We start from the raw sequence: 13,836 nt of genomic DNA, 5'->3' as shown, positions 1-13,836 counted from the left end.
CCATCAGGGAGCCCCGGCAAAACCGCGCGCAACCGGAGAGTACGAATGAACTGGGTGTCCGTCCCGGTCCTCATGATGGCAGCGATCTGCTTCTACGTGGGGGCCACCTACCTGTGGTCCTGGTCCCGCCGCCGCGCGGAACCCGAAAACCTTTCCTTTGCGCTCACCTGCGTCGTCATAGGATGCTACAACGTGTTCTGCGCGGGCCTGTACAATTCCGCGTCCGTGGAGGAGGGCATCACCTGGCAGCGCCTCCAGTTTGCGTCGCTGTGCCTCTTCTCGATCTCGATACTCTGGTTCGCGAGCCACTTCACGGGCTACCGCCCGCGCCGCGTACTGGCGCTCATCACGGGATGGATGAGCGCGCTCTTCGTCGCGGGGCTCGCGCTCAGGGGAGCGCTCACGCTCACGGTCGATATGCCGCGGCCCAAGCAAGTCTCGCTCGCGGGACTCGCGATCACCTACTACGAAGGCGATCCCGGGACGGTGTACGAAATCCAGTACCTCTCGATGGCGGCCGGGTTCGTCTTCCTGCTCTGGATGATCGCGCGGCATTACCGCGAGGGGGGCCGTGAGCACGCGCGCCCGCTCCTCGTTGCCCTGGTCGTGTTCTTCGCCGCGGCCATGAACGACATGCTGGTGGGCGAGGACGTGTACCCGTTCGTCTTCCTCATCGAGTACGCCTACATGGTCGTCATCTTCTCCATGGCCTACGTGCTCCAGAACAAGCTCATCACCCTTGATCGCGAGGTACGCGCGCTCAACCTGAGGCTCACGGAAAAGGTGAACGAGCGGAGCATGGAGCTTCTCTTCAGCGAGATCGGGAAGGGGCTGTACGCCGAGATACTGTCGGAGCTTTCCGCCCCCGGCAAGTCGACGCGCGCGGCGCGCTCCCTCGAGCGGCTCGCGGCCCAGGACCAGGGCGCCGGGATGGCGAAGCTCAGCCGCGACCTGGCGGTGATATCGAACATTGAGGACCTGCTCCGCCGCGCGATCGGCAAGGCCGTGGAGATCTCGTCGGCCGACGAGGGCTTCATCTTCCTCGCGGGGGAGCGGGGCGGGCTGGAGCTCCGCTCGTCCAGCCCCGGGGACGCGGTTCCCCCGCGAAGGGCGGTGGCGCTCGCGGGTCGTTCCTTCCGCGAGGGGGGGCGCATCATCGCCTCCCGGGGACGCGGCGAGACGCGGGGCGGGGGAAGCGACGTCCTGGCGGTGCCGCTTCGCCTGGGCGGGGAGATTATCGGCGCAGGGTGCCTCGTGAAGCGCGCCTCGTCGGGACGCTTTGCCGAGGAAGACGAAAGGATCATCGCCGCGTTCATGAACCAGGCGGCGGCGGCACTCGAAAACGCCTTTCTCTACCAGCGCATGGCAAACGCCCGCAGGCCCACGGGGCGCACCGATCTCACTCCGGCGATCGAGGAGAAGATCGCGAAGGCGATCGCCTACCTGGAGGAGAACTACCTGGATGACGTTGCGCGCGAGGGGCTGGCTGCCATGCTCGACATGCACCCGGACTCGCTGGGGCGCTATTTCAAGATCCGCACCGGTAAAAAGATAAGCGACTTCGTCAACGAACTCCGCGTGAAGGAGGCGGCGCGCCGCCTGGCCCGGACCGACGAGAACATCGTCCACATCGCCTTCGCCGCGGGCTTCGAAAGCATCCCCACGTTCAACCGCGCCTTCCACAGGGTAATGGGTATCACGCCTACGGAGTACCGGGAATCAGCGGCTGAACCGCGAATGCACGCGAATAAGCGCGAATCTAAAAATCATTAGCGTTCATTCGCGTCTATTCGCGGTTGCCTGTTTCGACTCCGCTCATTTCGACTACGCTCAATGAGCGGAGTCGAATTGAGCTGAGCGTCCCCGGCCGGTGCAGGGGACGAGTCGCGTAAAAACTTGACAGATCGCGGCCGGTGAAGAAAAGTTTATGCGCAAAGGCGGGCGGTTTGGCACGGGAAGCCGGGTCCACGCGGTATAAACCGGGAGAACAGCAATGATTGTAATCGTATGGAACGACAAATTCGCGATCAACGTCGAGCAGGTGGACGAACAGCACCGCACGCTCTTCGAGTTGACGAGGGCGCTTTATGACATTGTCAAGACGGAATCCGCGGAGAAACAGACGATCGAGGGCGCGCTCGACGCGCTCGTGGATTACACCGCGTACCATTTCAAGAGCGAAGAGGCTCTCATGCGCGAGATAGACTATCCCCGCTACGAATCCCACAAGCTGGAACACGACACGCTCACCGCCCAGGCGCTCGATTTCAGGACGCAGCTTCTGGACGGCAAGCCCGTGGATACCGAGGAATTCCTGAATTTTCTCTTCAACTGGCTCACGAAGCACATCATGGACAAAGACAAGAAGATCGGGGCGTACATCGAATTGCAGGATCTAAAGGTCAGGGAAACCGAAGGTTAGCAAGGCCGCACGAAAAAAGTACGCCTCCCCAGGGGAGGCGGCTTGAGCTCCGCGATGTTCCGCGCGGCGGCCGGTCGCGGCCCATCCGGCACCCCCGCCTCAGATATCCTCACAGTAGTTTTCTACGTCCCCCTCCCCGTGAAGGAAGAAGTCCCGCGCGAGCGGCGCGCCAGGGTCGACCGCATACGGCGTGAGGTCGCAGATACCGTTCGCCATGAGCACCTCGTCGTCTATGTAGAAGTTACCGGTCGTCTCCCGCGCAGGGGAGGTGAGGACGTACCATGCCGCGTCCGCCACGATTTCCGGTGTGCGGGAATGGCGCATCATCTCGTCGCCGCCCAAGAGGTTCTGCACGGCCGCCGTCGCGATCGCGGTGCGCGGCCAGAGCGCGTTGACCGCAATACTGTCGTCCGCGAGCTCCCGCGCCAGCCCCAGCACGCACATCGACATCCCGTACTTGGACATGGTGTAGGCGAGATTGTTTTGAAACCAGCGGCCGTCCATGGCAAGGGGCGGCGAGAGAACCAGCACGTGCGGATTGGCGCTCTTCCGGAGATACGGGAGCGCGATCTTCGTGGTCATGAAGGTCCCCCGCACGTTCACCGCAAACATAAGGTCGAAGCGCTTCATTTCGGTGTCGCCGATACGCGTAAGGCTGATCGCGCTCGCGTTGTTCACCACGATATCGATCCCGCCGAACGCCTTCACGCCCGCGTCGACCGCGGCCCGTACCTGGTCCTCGTACCGTATGTCGCAGATAGCGGCCACGGCCTTCCCGCCCGCCCGCTCGATCTCCCGGACCGCGTCGTACACGGTGCCGGGAAGCTTCGGGTTGGGCTCGGCGGTCTTCCCGACCACGACGATGTTGGCCCCGTCCCGTGCCGCACGCAGCGCGATCGCGAGTCCTATTCCCCTGCTGCTGCCGGTGATGAGGAGCGTCTTGTTCGCGAGATCCATGTGATGACACCTCCGCATGAGTTGCTATATGGAAGGTGCCTAAGGACGGGGCGGCAGTCAAAGCGCGGGGCGCTTTTCGCGTGCGCTATTTCTTTTCGAACACGTACATAACGTACTCCGTCATGCCCCCGGTCTGGTCCTTGAGACGCAGGATATATGATTTGGTCTTGGGCAGGTTGAACCATTCAAACGCGATATTCACATTGTTGAACCAGTCGTAATCGGCCCTGAATATTTCGCGGCCGTCCTCCTCCAGGTACAGGTGGAAATTCCCGTTGTCGTTGCCCGCGACGGCGGCGAAGGCATATTTTTTGCCTTCCTGGAGCTTCACGCTCGCGCTCTGGGACCCCTTGAACGGGCCGTAGCTTTCCCTGAGGGAGTACTTGTTGCTGCCCATGAATTCCCACACGTTCTGACTGCGCGCCGCCCAGAACGCGGGGGCCTTGGCCGGTGCGGCGTTTAGATATAATGGGAACACGGCGAGCGCGAGCGCGATGGAAAGGGTCCGTTTCATATAGTTCCTCCGGGTTACGAGATCCGCGCAGGCATGGGTGATGACATTCCGTCCATCCCACGGCGGGATCATTCCATGTATGCATGACGGACGGGCGATTTCAATGATAATTTGATTTTACGCGCAGCGTGCTGCAGCTGGTAGAACCGGGACAGGATTCCCAAAGCTTTTTCCTATTTGGTCTCCATAATTTCAAGCTGCGTTCCCTAATGTCTCCCCTTTTTTCAACTACCCATATCACAAAAACTGCCTCAGGAGGCCCCCTAAATCCCCCGGAGGGGGACTTCAACGATCTGCAGAATATGCATTTTCTATTAATGGCAGATGTCGTTGCCCCCCGCCGGGGGGTATGGGGGGCGTTTTTTGACTTGTGGGTAATGGGTAGTTACCAAAGGGGAGCTGTGACGTACAGGATGCGCTAATGGTGCCCACGAATGCGCCATCCTGGCGCATGGGCACGGGCGCACCTCGTGTGCGCACCCGGCGTTGCGACACGATGTCGCGCCTTTAGCCGGCGCGGAGCCTGAGGGGATTTTAACCGTCAGTCGCCCTTGGGGCGCCGTCCCCCCGCGCCTGTGCGGGGTCCGGGCCGCGACGAGCCGCCCGGACTTTTTCTCCCGCGATCGCCCGTTTTAGGACCGGACGGCCGTGCGAATCTGTCCTTCGACCCGCCCCCGGGTCTCGGTTTCGAATGCGCGCGCGGGCCGTCGCCCGGGGACGCGCTCCTGCGGGGCTTCTCGTTCCATCCGCCGCCCGCCGGCCTGGATGAACCGGAGGATTTCCCGGGCGACCATTCCTTCCTGGGTGGGCGCGGCGTCCCGGACTTTTCCCGGGAGTAATTTCCGAACGGCCGCTCTTTCTGGCCGTAGGATCGTTCACTGGGTCCGCGTTCCGGTCTCGACGAGCCGCCGCGCTCGGATCTCCCGCCTTCGCGCGCGGGTTTGTCGGAATACGCGGGCTTTTCACGGGTCCATTCCCTCTTCTGGGGCCGCGGCGAACCGTACCCCTTTTCATTGCCGGTTTTCTTCCTGCCGGTTCCCGATCCGTAGGACCTTTCACCGGATCCGGCGCCGCGCGTGCGGCCGGGGGATGCGCGGTAAGGCTTCCGCCCGTCCTCGGGTGCGGGTTTCGAGATATACACGGGCTTTTCACCGGACCATACCTTTCCCGGCGAACGCGACGAATCGACCGGCTGCTCCGTTTCCCACCGTTCGAGGTCCTTTTCGGTCGGGGCGGGCTTTGCGCCTTTATATACCGGCGCGGACCTTTCCCTGAACGGTGCGGTTCTCTTCTTAGGCCTGAAATCGGCTTTCGGTTTACCGCGCGGGGGTCCGGTTCTTTCCGTCCTCTTCCTTTTGAAGGGCTTGTCTTCCCGTTCGAACGGAATTTCGCCATCAGGCGTATCGGCCCCCGGCTCCCCCTCCGCTTTTTCCTTAGCGAAAACCTCCCCGCGCTCGCGGTACTTTTTGACCGACAATGACTTCGCCTTTTCCGGTTTGAGCGCCATGCTTATGCGGATCTCGCGCTCCTTGTACATCGTGCCGGTCAGCTTCGCGACGGCCTCCTCGGCCTGTGCCGCTTCTTCCATCTCGACGATCGCGTAGCCCTTCTTCTTGCGCATCTTTATGGCCGTAACGGCGCCGTATTGCGAGAGCAGGTCCTTGACTTCCGTACCCGTGACCGCGAAGTCCAGATTCCCTATGAATACCTTCTTGTTTTCCATCTATAACCCCTGATTTATTAACCTGTCCGGAATCTCACGTTCGGTTCGCCGATTCTCTGTATCCAGGCCTTGTAGCTGTTCGTGGCTTGAAGAACGTCATGGCCGATACGCCTCCTTCACCGGAGGATGTACCGCGCTGCCGCCCGCGCACGCTGTCTTCCCGGCGCGGTGTGTAGTTACCCTCACATGATAACTATACGGCACGTATATGACCATATCAAATGTTTTCCCCATACTTGCAACGAGAATATGCGTCGCGGCGATTAATGTTGCAAAATCCCAACGGGCCGGAATCGCCCCGCGCTGTGCCTTGAGTTCAATATACCCGGGAGGGTATCCGGATGCAAGTGGCCCCTTGGCAAGGGGATGCTTTTGCCAGGGGTGTTCAACAGCGAACACCTCCGCGCCGGGCGCAGACGCGACCTCGTGTCGCGCGCCCGGGTGCACACAGGACGTGCGCCTGCACGCGCAAGCCAGGATGGCTTTTTCACGCGGGCCACTAGGACATCCTGTCCGTCGCACGCTCTATTCTGGATAATCACTTGCAAGCATCACCCCTTGCTATAAAACTACTACTATTGAATAACATTGCCCGTTAACGGCTGGAAGATCGATGTGCCTACCGTTGCGGCCGCTGGTTATACATCCTTGTATCGCATCGGCGTGCGAACACGATGTTCGCCTGCCACCGCCCGCAGGATGCGGAAATAGCGGTGGCGTGCGAACACGACGTTCGCCTGCCACCGCCCGCAGGATGCGGAAAATACGGTGGCCGCCGCGAACGTCGTGTTCGCGACTGGTTGAATGCGCGAAAATGACACTACTCCCGTTTTCTTCCATCTCGAATCTGGTTGTGCAAATAGCGGGGGAGGAAGTCGCTGTGGATTGCAATTTGATTCTGGAGCGAATCTAGGCTGCTTGTCGATTTTCAAAGCTGGTTTCCGCAATGAGGACAGTATTTTTTATCATCATTATTGCTTTTCATATCTCTCTTTTGAATTTGCTCAATCAATCCGGAGGCCAATATTCCCGTAGGCAATGCAAAGAATCCAATCCCCAGTATCGATATTATTGCACCGAATAGTTTACCTATAATTGTTGTGGGAAAAACATCTCCATAGCCGACAGTAGTCAGTGTTGCCACCGACCACCACATCGCATAAGGTATACTGGAAAAATTATCCGGCTGGGTTTCATGCTCGACATAGTACATTATGCTTGATGAAAAAACTAATAGTAGCAACAAAATTAGAAGTGCTATCGCTAAATCCGGTTTTTTAGACTTGAAGACATCACCTAATAATCTTAATGATTTTGAATATCTGCCGATTTTTAACAATCTTAATATTCTTAACAGACGAATTGCGCGTAACATTCTTAAATCAAATATAAATACCATTGGCAAATAGAAAGGCAATATCGCAAAAAGATCGATCAAACCCATTGGGGATATGGCGAATAACAACCTGCCTTTTATTGGATGTTTATACTTTATGGTTTCAGTGCATGACCACAGACGCAGTAAATATTCTATACTAAAAATTATTACAGATATTATTTCAAACGTTCTAAAGAATGGACAAAAGACATCATGTAATGATTTAACGGTCTCAAGAGTGACCGCTACTACATTTAAGACAATTAATATAATCAGGAATAAATCAAATGCGTTGCCTCGGATGTCTTTTCCAGTTGATGCCTCAATTACACGATGAATAGCTTTTTTTGCGGACTGTAACATAATCACCTCAAAACTCAGGAATTATATCATGTTGCAGGGGCAGCGGCGAATACCCCTGCACCCAAGCGCTAATCACCGCGCTTTATCGCTTCACCTGGTACTCGACGAAATAAAAATCTTCCAGGAAGTCGTATCGTGCAGTGCGGGTGAAACCGGCGCGTGCAAGCCATGTGTCCTGTTCTTCCGGGGTGTAATGGATGCGGTGTCCCACCGTCGGGTGACTTTTTTGCAGATCGATGATCGCGATTCGTCCGCCCGGTTTAAGGTACTTGCGCAGCGTTGTAAAATAGGCGGCCTGGTCTTCTATATAGTGTATCGTCCCACAACTGAAGATGAGGTCCACCGGCTCGGGTATGAGCGGATCGTCCGATTGGGCCTTTACAACACGCACATTCCCGGCTTTCAGCGCGGCTGCTTTTTTTCCCAGGTCATCCAGGACGAACTGGTTGATATCGACCGCGTACACGATCCCCTGCGGCGCGGTTATCCGGGCCATGGGCCAGGTGAACAGGCCGGTCCCGGCGCCGATATCCGCCACCTTCTGGCCGGGTTTCAGGTCCAGGGTCCGGATCACTTGGTCGACTTTCAGCTTCTTTAACCGGGAGTCCGTTTCCATCGTGTAATTCAACGACACGGACTCGATCCAGTCACGGCCGCCCAGGAAGTAAAAGAGCCCCAGCGCCGCGGCCAGGATTATTACCAGGATGAGAATAACGCGCATTTTCATTGTGTTCGCTCCCGGGTCGCCGGGGCGGGCCCGGCGGGATTTTTTCGGATGAGTTTATTTATAGATAACGGGAAATAGCGGTGTGTCAAGAATGATTCGATCTTCCGGCGGGGATGCCGCACGTGCCCCCGAAATTTACTTTGACTTTGTCGAAAATTCCCCTACCATGCCGGCAGGCATCAGCCTCGCTCGCATACGGTTCATCCAGTGCTCGCCATGAGCGTTTTCAATGAAACGATTCCGCCGGGATCAGGAGGCAAATGTATGGATCAAAGCGCGCGTGTGGAAGTGACCCCCTATCGGTGGGTGGTGCTGGCCGTTTACATGCTCATAACCGCGTTGTCCCAGATAATGTGGATGACGTTCGCCCCCATAGCACGCGACGCAGCGGCCGTCTATACCGCGGGGAATGTCGATCAGATCGATTACCTGGCCATGCTCGCCATGTTTTCGTGGCTTCCGTTCGCGGTCCCCGCGGCCTGGTGTATCGATACCTACGGATTGAAGCGCGGGGCGGGGATCGGCGTTATTCTGATAGGCGTATGCGGGTTCATGCGTATTTTCGCGCCCAATTACACGTGGCTCCTGGTGTCCATGATCGGATGCGCCGTCGCTCAGCCGTTCGTGCTCAACGCATTCACCAAGCTCGCGGCGAACTGGTTCCCGGAAAAAGAGGAGGCGCTCGCGTCCGGCCTGCTGACCATGTCGATGTTTGTCGGGTTCACCACGGTCATGTTCGGCACCGACTTCATCATGGCGCATTACCGCGCGCTGGGCACCGTGCAGGAGGGCATCCGGGTCATCCTCTACGCGTACGGGATTCCCGCGCTCGTCGCGATGATCCTGTTCATCTTCCTGTTCAAGGAGAAGCCGGAATTTCCCCCCAATGCCTACGCGAACGAGAAGAAGGTTTCCATGACCGTGGGCCTCAAGGCGCTCTTCGGGAACAGGGACTTCCTGATTCTCCTCGCGCTGTTCTTTATCGGCCTTGGCGCCTTTAACGGCATATTGACCGAGATCGACAACATTTTCAAGGACAGGCCGCTCGATATCGAATCGACGCTCGCGCCGGGAATAGTCGGGGGGCTCATGGTGATCGGCGGCATGTTCGGCGCGGTGATCTTGTCCGCGCTCTCCGACAGGTACCGCACGCGGAAGATATTCCTGATCGCCGCGGTATCGGCGGCAATACCCATGACCATCCTGATACAGACGCTCTCATCCATCGTGGCGCTGGGTGCGTGCGGGTTCGTGTTCGGATTTTTCCTCGTGCCCGCGCTGCCGGTGGGGCTCACCTTCGCGGTCGAAAAGACCCACCCGGTCCCGGAAGCGACTTCAAACGGGATACTCATGCTGAGCGGGCAGATAAGCGGGATTCCGATCGTGATCTTTTTCAACATGAAAATGATCACAGTGCTTTTTTGTATCGGACTGGTGCTTGCGTTTTTCCTGACTGAGGGGAAGGGGGAGAAGGCTAAGGGTCAGTGATAACGAATGATATCGCCTTCGAAGCGACGTAATGGAATCTAAACCGTTGCTGTTTCAAACACGATATTCCTCTCGGCGGGGGGATTCGGAAGATAATTCAGTTTTTCAAATCCCAGGACGCGGCCGTTTTTATCCTTCATGAGGATGACCTCGTCCCCGGTCTCCTCGCAGATGTATTCTTTGGCCGAATCGCCGAACCATACGATAAGGGTGTTGCCTTCCTTATCATAATATACTTTTATTTTTTCCATACTTGCGTTCCCTCCTTTATTTTATCGGTGGGATAGCGTTGATGATTATTATATTGGGACACGAAGGTCAAGAAGAAATCAGGAACGCTCCGTTACCCCTTATTAAACCCCCGAGGATCCTTCCCCGCCTCGCGCGCCCAATCCTGCATCGCGGCCTTGAGCTTTTCCGCGACCTCGGGGCGCGTATTGATCACGTTGTAGCTCTCGCCCGGATCGCGTTTCACGTCGTACAGCAGCGGCCACCGGTTCCCCATCTGCTTTTTGCCGAGCGAATCGGCGAGGGAGGCGGCGTCCATCGAGACGGGCCACACGTAGCGGTTCACCTTGTCAAAATATTTCCAGTCGCCCATGCGGACCCCTTCAAGGAGATCGTAATGGTAGAAGAAGATCGCCTCGTGGGGCGCGGCTGTATCGGTCCCCGAGAGGACGTTCATGACGTTCTTTCCGTCTATGACGCGGTCCCGGGGGAGCTCCACGCCGGCGAGGGCGAAGGCGGTGGGGAGGATATCCAGGTTCATGAGCGGAACGCCGCTCACCCGTCCCGCGGGGATGCGTCCCGGCCACGAGGCGATGAAGGGCACGCGGAATCCGCCCTCGTAGCTCTGTCCCTTGCGCCCGCGGAAGGGGCCCGCGCTCCCCTCGTACCAGGGGCCGTTGTCGCTCGTGAAGATCACGAGCGTGTTGCGCTCCAGGCCCTTCTCGCGCAGGCGCTTCACGATCTCGCCCACGCTCCAGTCGACCTCCTCGACCGCGTCGCCAAAGATCCCCGCGGCGGATTTTTTCAGGAAGCGCTCCGACGCGTAGAGCGGCTGATGGGGGAAGGTATGCGCGAGGTACAGAAAGAAAGGCCCGCGGCCCGATTCGTCGATAAACCTGAGCGCCTCCTCCGTGTACATCCCGGTTATCCGCGCCTGGTTTTCGCCTATGTCCTCCTCGAGCATCTCATCGTCGCGGAAGAGCGGGCAGGGGACCATGTCGTTCGAGTGCGGCACGCCGAAATATTTATCGAAGCCGTGGCGCAGGGGATTGCGCGCCGGGTCCTTGCTGTAATCGCCCAGGTGCCACTTGCCCACCATCCCGGTTCGGTACCCGGCCTTCTTTAAGCCCTCGGCCAACGTGATCTCGTGGGACGAGAGGCCCATGCCCGCGTAATTCTCCCGCGTGTCCATGACGCCCAGTCCCTTGAGCGCCTCTCCCAGCTTGCGCGCCATGACCCGCCCCACGGGCTCGCCCTTGGGGAAGGGATTGCCTATGACCCCGGTCCGGAACGGGTAGCGCCCCGTGAGGAGCCCCGCCCGCGCCGGCGCGCACACCGCGTTGCACGAGTAGAAGTCGGTAAACCGCGTGCCCGTCGCGGCGAGCGCGTCAATATTCGGGGTCCGAATCACGCGCCCCCCGTTGCAGCCCACGTCGCCGTATCCCAGGTCGTCGCACATGATATAGACGATGTTCGGTTTCGGCGCGTTCGGGTCCGCTATTTTCAGAGGGTAGACGGAGGCGGCCGGCGGGTAGGTGTCGTACAGGTCCTCGATCTCGTCCTGCTTCAGGAAGGAGTAGGCGCCGTAGCCAAGGAGGCCCGCGCCTAAGGCGGCGGTGCCGATTTTTATAGATTTAAGGATGAGGTCGCGGCGGGAGAGATTGTTGGGCATGGGGGGCCTCGCGCTTATTTTCGAGAAGCGTGTTGTTGGGGCATACGAAGATTAGTATGGGGATAAGGGTGGGTTGGGGCAAGAAGAATTTATGAAAGATAGTGAGTATTCAGTTTTTTGGTTTGTTAATTTCCTTGAATTCGGTCAATAAGTTTTGTTCAACCTCAGAGGTAATTGTAACAATATTAGCGTTCAAGCTTTTTGCGACCAGCTCTTTATCGATAGTACTTACGCCAACACCGCTAATTGTCAGAGCTCCGATTGGATTACTATTGCTGAAATAATAACGCCATGCAATGGTATTGGTTTTAATATTATAAATTGTAGCAGCACCGTTGATGAAGGTGTAATGCATATTGTTATAATAGTGGCCCCAATTGAATATGTATATTTCAAGGATATACTCGGTTGCCAACTTTTCCCGTACTTTTGTAAAATCGTAATTTGATAATCTCGGGTTAGCCTTGTAGTCCTCCTTTGTGTAAGGTTGTTTGAGTATTTCTAATACCAGATGGGCTTTTTCCGGGTTATTGATCGAGACATGCTCGGCAGCAGGCTTTAACTGCTTTGATAATTCCCGAATAAAAATTTCTCTAAGTTCGCCCTTGTCGATACTCTTATAAATATCCAGTATTTTCGGCAGTGTCATTTGGGTGTATGTTATATAAAATATCCCGCCAGGTGCTCCGTAATTAGATGGATTGGGGAATTCGGACAAATACAGGTCGTTGGATATTCGCATATTTTTTAATTCCGGAAGAAGCTTGATATTTTTGCTGGTGGAGCAAGAAAGAATTGAAGCGCTCATCAATAGTGCGGTTATTGTATAAATGCTTGTTCTTTTCATTTGCGCCTCATTATTATCTTATTTACATTCTTTAATTTTAAAACTATTGATTAAGTCACTGTAATATGCATCTATCGCGGCATGTGTATCTTTCTCGGAATATCTTTCCGAGTAGCCGATGGTATATAGTTTTGAATTATTGGGATGCAGAAAGCAGCAGCGTTTTTCGTCGACAATTAAAAACGTTGCGCCGCCTTTGTTCGCCGCGCGGTAATCCTTGTATTTCATGGTTACTACAACACAATAATCGCCAAATGCCTTGTAATCCTGCATGTCGAATGACAGTACCTCGTATCGAGGCGCTTTGTACTCAGAGACTACCGATGCTCGTATCTGATTGGCAAAATCATCTCTTGATTTGAGACCAGTTATGGTATTTAATTCCTCGATGATTCCCAGCCTGCTGTGAGTATCCGAGCTTTGTTCGAAAAAGACTATTTGAATCGTATGCCTTGTTTGTGATTCCTGCATTTTCCATCCGATGAAAGGGGGTTGAACTGAGAAGCAGGCATAGTTTATTATTTTTCCATTGTAGGCAGGAAAAGTATTACAAGATAGCGCGCATAGGAGAACAATGAAATATGAATAAATAATCCGCATGAATAACCCTCAAATACTTGCGGTGATGATAAGTTTGCGACCAGTTTAATAAATAGAATTCACGGGCTTGCAAATTGCTTGCTGATGCAAGAATTCACCAAGCAATGGCGCATCTCAATATCGAACAAAACCTTTAATGGGAAATTCCAGGAAGTCAATAATTATTCCGCACAAGTTTCAGGAAATTCTCAGTGCTCCTGTAGGGGGCATGAGTACCTCGCGGTTTCGTGGGATTAATGTCGAACATAATGCACACAAGAAATTGCACGTTATCCGACCGGGAGCGAATCGGTCACGTTTTGTCGGCAGCCGCTTCATTCAACCCCAATATCTCCCGTAATTCCTTTTTCATTACCCCAACCCGGTGATGTTCAATGAAGTACATCGCGGTAATAACCAGAATAAATATAACGGGAATAACGCATTTATTCAGTCTAATTGCAGGTTTTCGATTTCCTCAAGTATTGCTTCTACCAGATCGAACGGTATCAATTCCTGTTCGAGCCTGATGGATTTGCCGTAACGATCTTTTTTTATGGCGTTAAACAGGGCGAGCTCGTCGTTATTTAATCGCTGCGGCACCCCGGGAAATTGTTCAACTTCCTCACTCCAGCTCTCCCTGCATTCATGTAATACTTTACAATCCATCAGGAAGGAGTGTGTACGCGGGAAATACTCCCTGAACTGGCTTAGTATGGCGAATCCGTGCGTATCGATATCGCCCCAGTAGTAAATTTCCTTTTCCTGAAGCCAGTGCGCGTCCAGTAGAAAGTCAAATCCGTAACCGCGTCCGAAGAGGATCATGGCATCTTTCACCCGGGGAAATGAGAGGCCATTAATGTCATTCTCCGTTACGAATACAGTCCCTATGGCCTGGGGAATGGCACAAAATTCATCCGCACGCACCATGACATCCG

At 55.6% G+C, this 13,836-nt stretch carries 13 protein-coding genes; 3 read left to right on the top strand and 10 right to left on the bottom strand.

Annotated elements, in window-relative coordinates; translation table 11 throughout:
* The first annotated feature begins 45 nt into the window (after positions 1-45).
* Together EPN93_00245 and EPN93_00240 are read left to right on the top strand one after the other, a co-directional pair.
* Positions 46-1,773: a helix-turn-helix domain-containing protein gene (locus EPN93_00245; protein ID TAL39928.1), complete on the top strand. Its 1,728-nt coding sequence runs from the start codon at positions 46-48 to the stop codon at positions 1,771-1,773.
* Between the two features lie 220 nt (positions 1,774-1,993).
* The gene (locus EPN93_00240) at positions 1,994-2,422 is read left to right on the top strand and encodes a bacteriohemerythrin (protein TAL39927.1); all 429 of its coding nucleotides are present in this window, start codon (positions 1,994-1,996) and stop codon (positions 2,420-2,422) included.
* Positions 2,423-2,521: 99 nt separating this feature from the next.
* Here EPN93_00240 and EPN93_00235 read toward each other — a convergent pair whose 3' ends face one another.
* The 5 genes from EPN93_00235 to EPN93_00215 form a co-directional block, all read right to left on the bottom strand.
* A complete protein-coding gene (locus tag EPN93_00235; protein TAL39926.1) occupies positions 2,522-3,379 on the bottom strand; it encodes an NAD(P)-dependent oxidoreductase in 858 nt (285 codons plus the stop codon).
* An 85-nt stretch (positions 3,380-3,464) separates the two neighbouring features.
* Positions 3,465-3,893 carry a hypothetical protein gene (locus EPN93_00230; GenBank protein ID TAL39925.1) on the bottom strand — a complete coding sequence of 143 codons (429 nt, stop codon included), beginning with the start codon at positions 3,891-3,893 and terminating at the stop codon, positions 3,465-3,467.
* 541 nt (positions 3,894-4,434) lie between these two features.
* Complete coding sequence (locus EPN93_00225; GenBank protein TAL39924.1) at positions 4,435-5,616, bottom strand: hypothetical protein; 1,182 nt, start codon at positions 5,614-5,616, stop codon at positions 4,435-4,437.
* 928 nt (positions 5,617-6,544) lie between these two features.
* Positions 6,545-7,357: an ion transporter gene (locus tag EPN93_00220; GenBank protein ID TAL39923.1), complete on the bottom strand. Its 813-nt coding sequence runs from the start codon at positions 7,355-7,357 to the stop codon at positions 6,545-6,547.
* An 82-nt stretch (positions 7,358-7,439) separates the two neighbouring features.
* Complete coding sequence (locus EPN93_00215) at positions 7,440-8,084, bottom strand: class I SAM-dependent methyltransferase (protein TAL39922.1); 645 nt, start codon at positions 8,082-8,084, stop codon at positions 7,440-7,442.
* A gap of 216 nt (positions 8,085-8,300) precedes the next feature.
* On the opposite strand from EPN93_00215, the gene EPN93_00210 reads away from it, so the two are divergent.
* A complete protein-coding gene (locus EPN93_00210) occupies positions 8,301-9,572 on the top strand; it encodes an MFS transporter (GenBank protein TAL39921.1) in 1,272 nt (423 codons plus the stop codon).
* 38 nt (positions 9,573-9,610) lie between these two features.
* Here the strand turns inward: EPN93_00210 and EPN93_00205 are convergent, their stop codons facing one another.
* The 5 genes from EPN93_00205 to EPN93_00185 form a co-directional block, all read right to left on the bottom strand.
* Positions 9,611-9,823: a DUF2283 domain-containing protein gene (locus tag EPN93_00205; GenBank protein TAL39920.1), complete on the bottom strand. Its 213-nt coding sequence runs from the start codon at positions 9,821-9,823 to the stop codon at positions 9,611-9,613.
* A 92-nt stretch (positions 9,824-9,915) separates the two neighbouring features.
* Complete coding sequence (locus EPN93_00200; GenBank protein ID TAL39919.1) at positions 9,916-11,472, bottom strand: hypothetical protein; 1,557 nt, start codon at positions 11,470-11,472, stop codon at positions 9,916-9,918.
* Between the two features lie 109 nt (positions 11,473-11,581).
* Complete coding sequence (locus EPN93_00195) at positions 11,582-12,319, bottom strand: hypothetical protein (GenBank protein TAL39918.1); 738 nt, start codon at positions 12,317-12,319, stop codon at positions 11,582-11,584.
* A gap of 18 nt (positions 12,320-12,337) precedes the next feature.
* Positions 12,338-12,790, bottom strand: coding sequence for a hypothetical protein (locus EPN93_00190; protein ID TAL39917.1), 453 nt, complete (start codon positions 12,788-12,790; stop codon positions 12,338-12,340).
* A 558-nt stretch (positions 12,791-13,348) separates the two neighbouring features.
* On the bottom strand, positions 13,349-13,836 hold a 488-nt coding region (locus EPN93_00185; GenBank protein ID TAL39916.1), incomplete at its 5' end, for a hypothetical protein.

The sequence above is a fragment of the Spirochaetota bacterium genome (assembly GCA_004297825.1).
In the GTDB taxonomy this organism is placed as follows: Bacteria; Spirochaetota; UBA4802; order UBA4802; family UBA5368; genus FW300-bin19.
This window is presented reverse-complemented; position numbering and strand designations above follow the sequence as displayed.

Bases quoted from the DNA above. Each gene is read 5' to 3' on its own strand.
- EPN93_00225 (TAL39924.1), bottom strand. From the start codon at position 5,616: ATGGAAAACAAGAAGGTATTCATAGGGAATCTGGACTTCGCGGTCACG.
- EPN93_00195 (TAL39918.1), bottom strand. From the start codon at position 12,319: ATGAAAAGAACAAGCATTTATACAATAACCGCACTATTGATGAGCGCT.
- EPN93_00190 (TAL39917.1), bottom strand. From the start codon at position 12,790: ATGCAGGAATCACAAACAAGGCATACGATTCAAATAGTCTTTTTCGAA.
- EPN93_00215 (TAL39922.1), bottom strand. From the start codon at position 8,084: ATGAAAATGCGCGTTATTCTCATCCTGGTAATAATCCTGGCCGCGGCG.
- EPN93_00245 (TAL39928.1), top strand. From the start codon at position 46: ATGAACTGGGTGTCCGTCCCGGTCCTCATGATGGCAGCGATCTGCTTC.
- EPN93_00235 (TAL39926.1), bottom strand. From the start codon at position 3,379: ATGGATCTCGCGAACAAGACGCTCCTCATCACCGGCAGCAGCAGGGGA.
- EPN93_00220 (TAL39923.1), bottom strand. From the start codon at position 7,357: ATGTTACAGTCCGCAAAAAAAGCTATTCATCGTGTAATTGAGGCATCA.
- EPN93_00205 (TAL39920.1), bottom strand. From the start codon at position 9,823: ATGGAAAAAATAAAAGTATATTATGATAAGGAAGGCAACACCCTTATC.
- EPN93_00200 (TAL39919.1), bottom strand. From the start codon at position 11,472: ATGCCCAACAATCTCTCCCGCCGCGACCTCATCCTTAAATCTATAAAA.
- EPN93_00240 (TAL39927.1), top strand. From the start codon at position 1,994: ATGATTGTAATCGTATGGAACGACAAATTCGCGATCAACGTCGAGCAG.
- EPN93_00230 (TAL39925.1), bottom strand. From the start codon at position 3,893: ATGAAACGGACCCTTTCCATCGCGCTCGCGCTCGCCGTGTTCCCATTA.
- EPN93_00210 (TAL39921.1), top strand. From the start codon at position 8,301: ATGAGCGTTTTCAATGAAACGATTCCGCCGGGATCAGGAGGCAAATGT.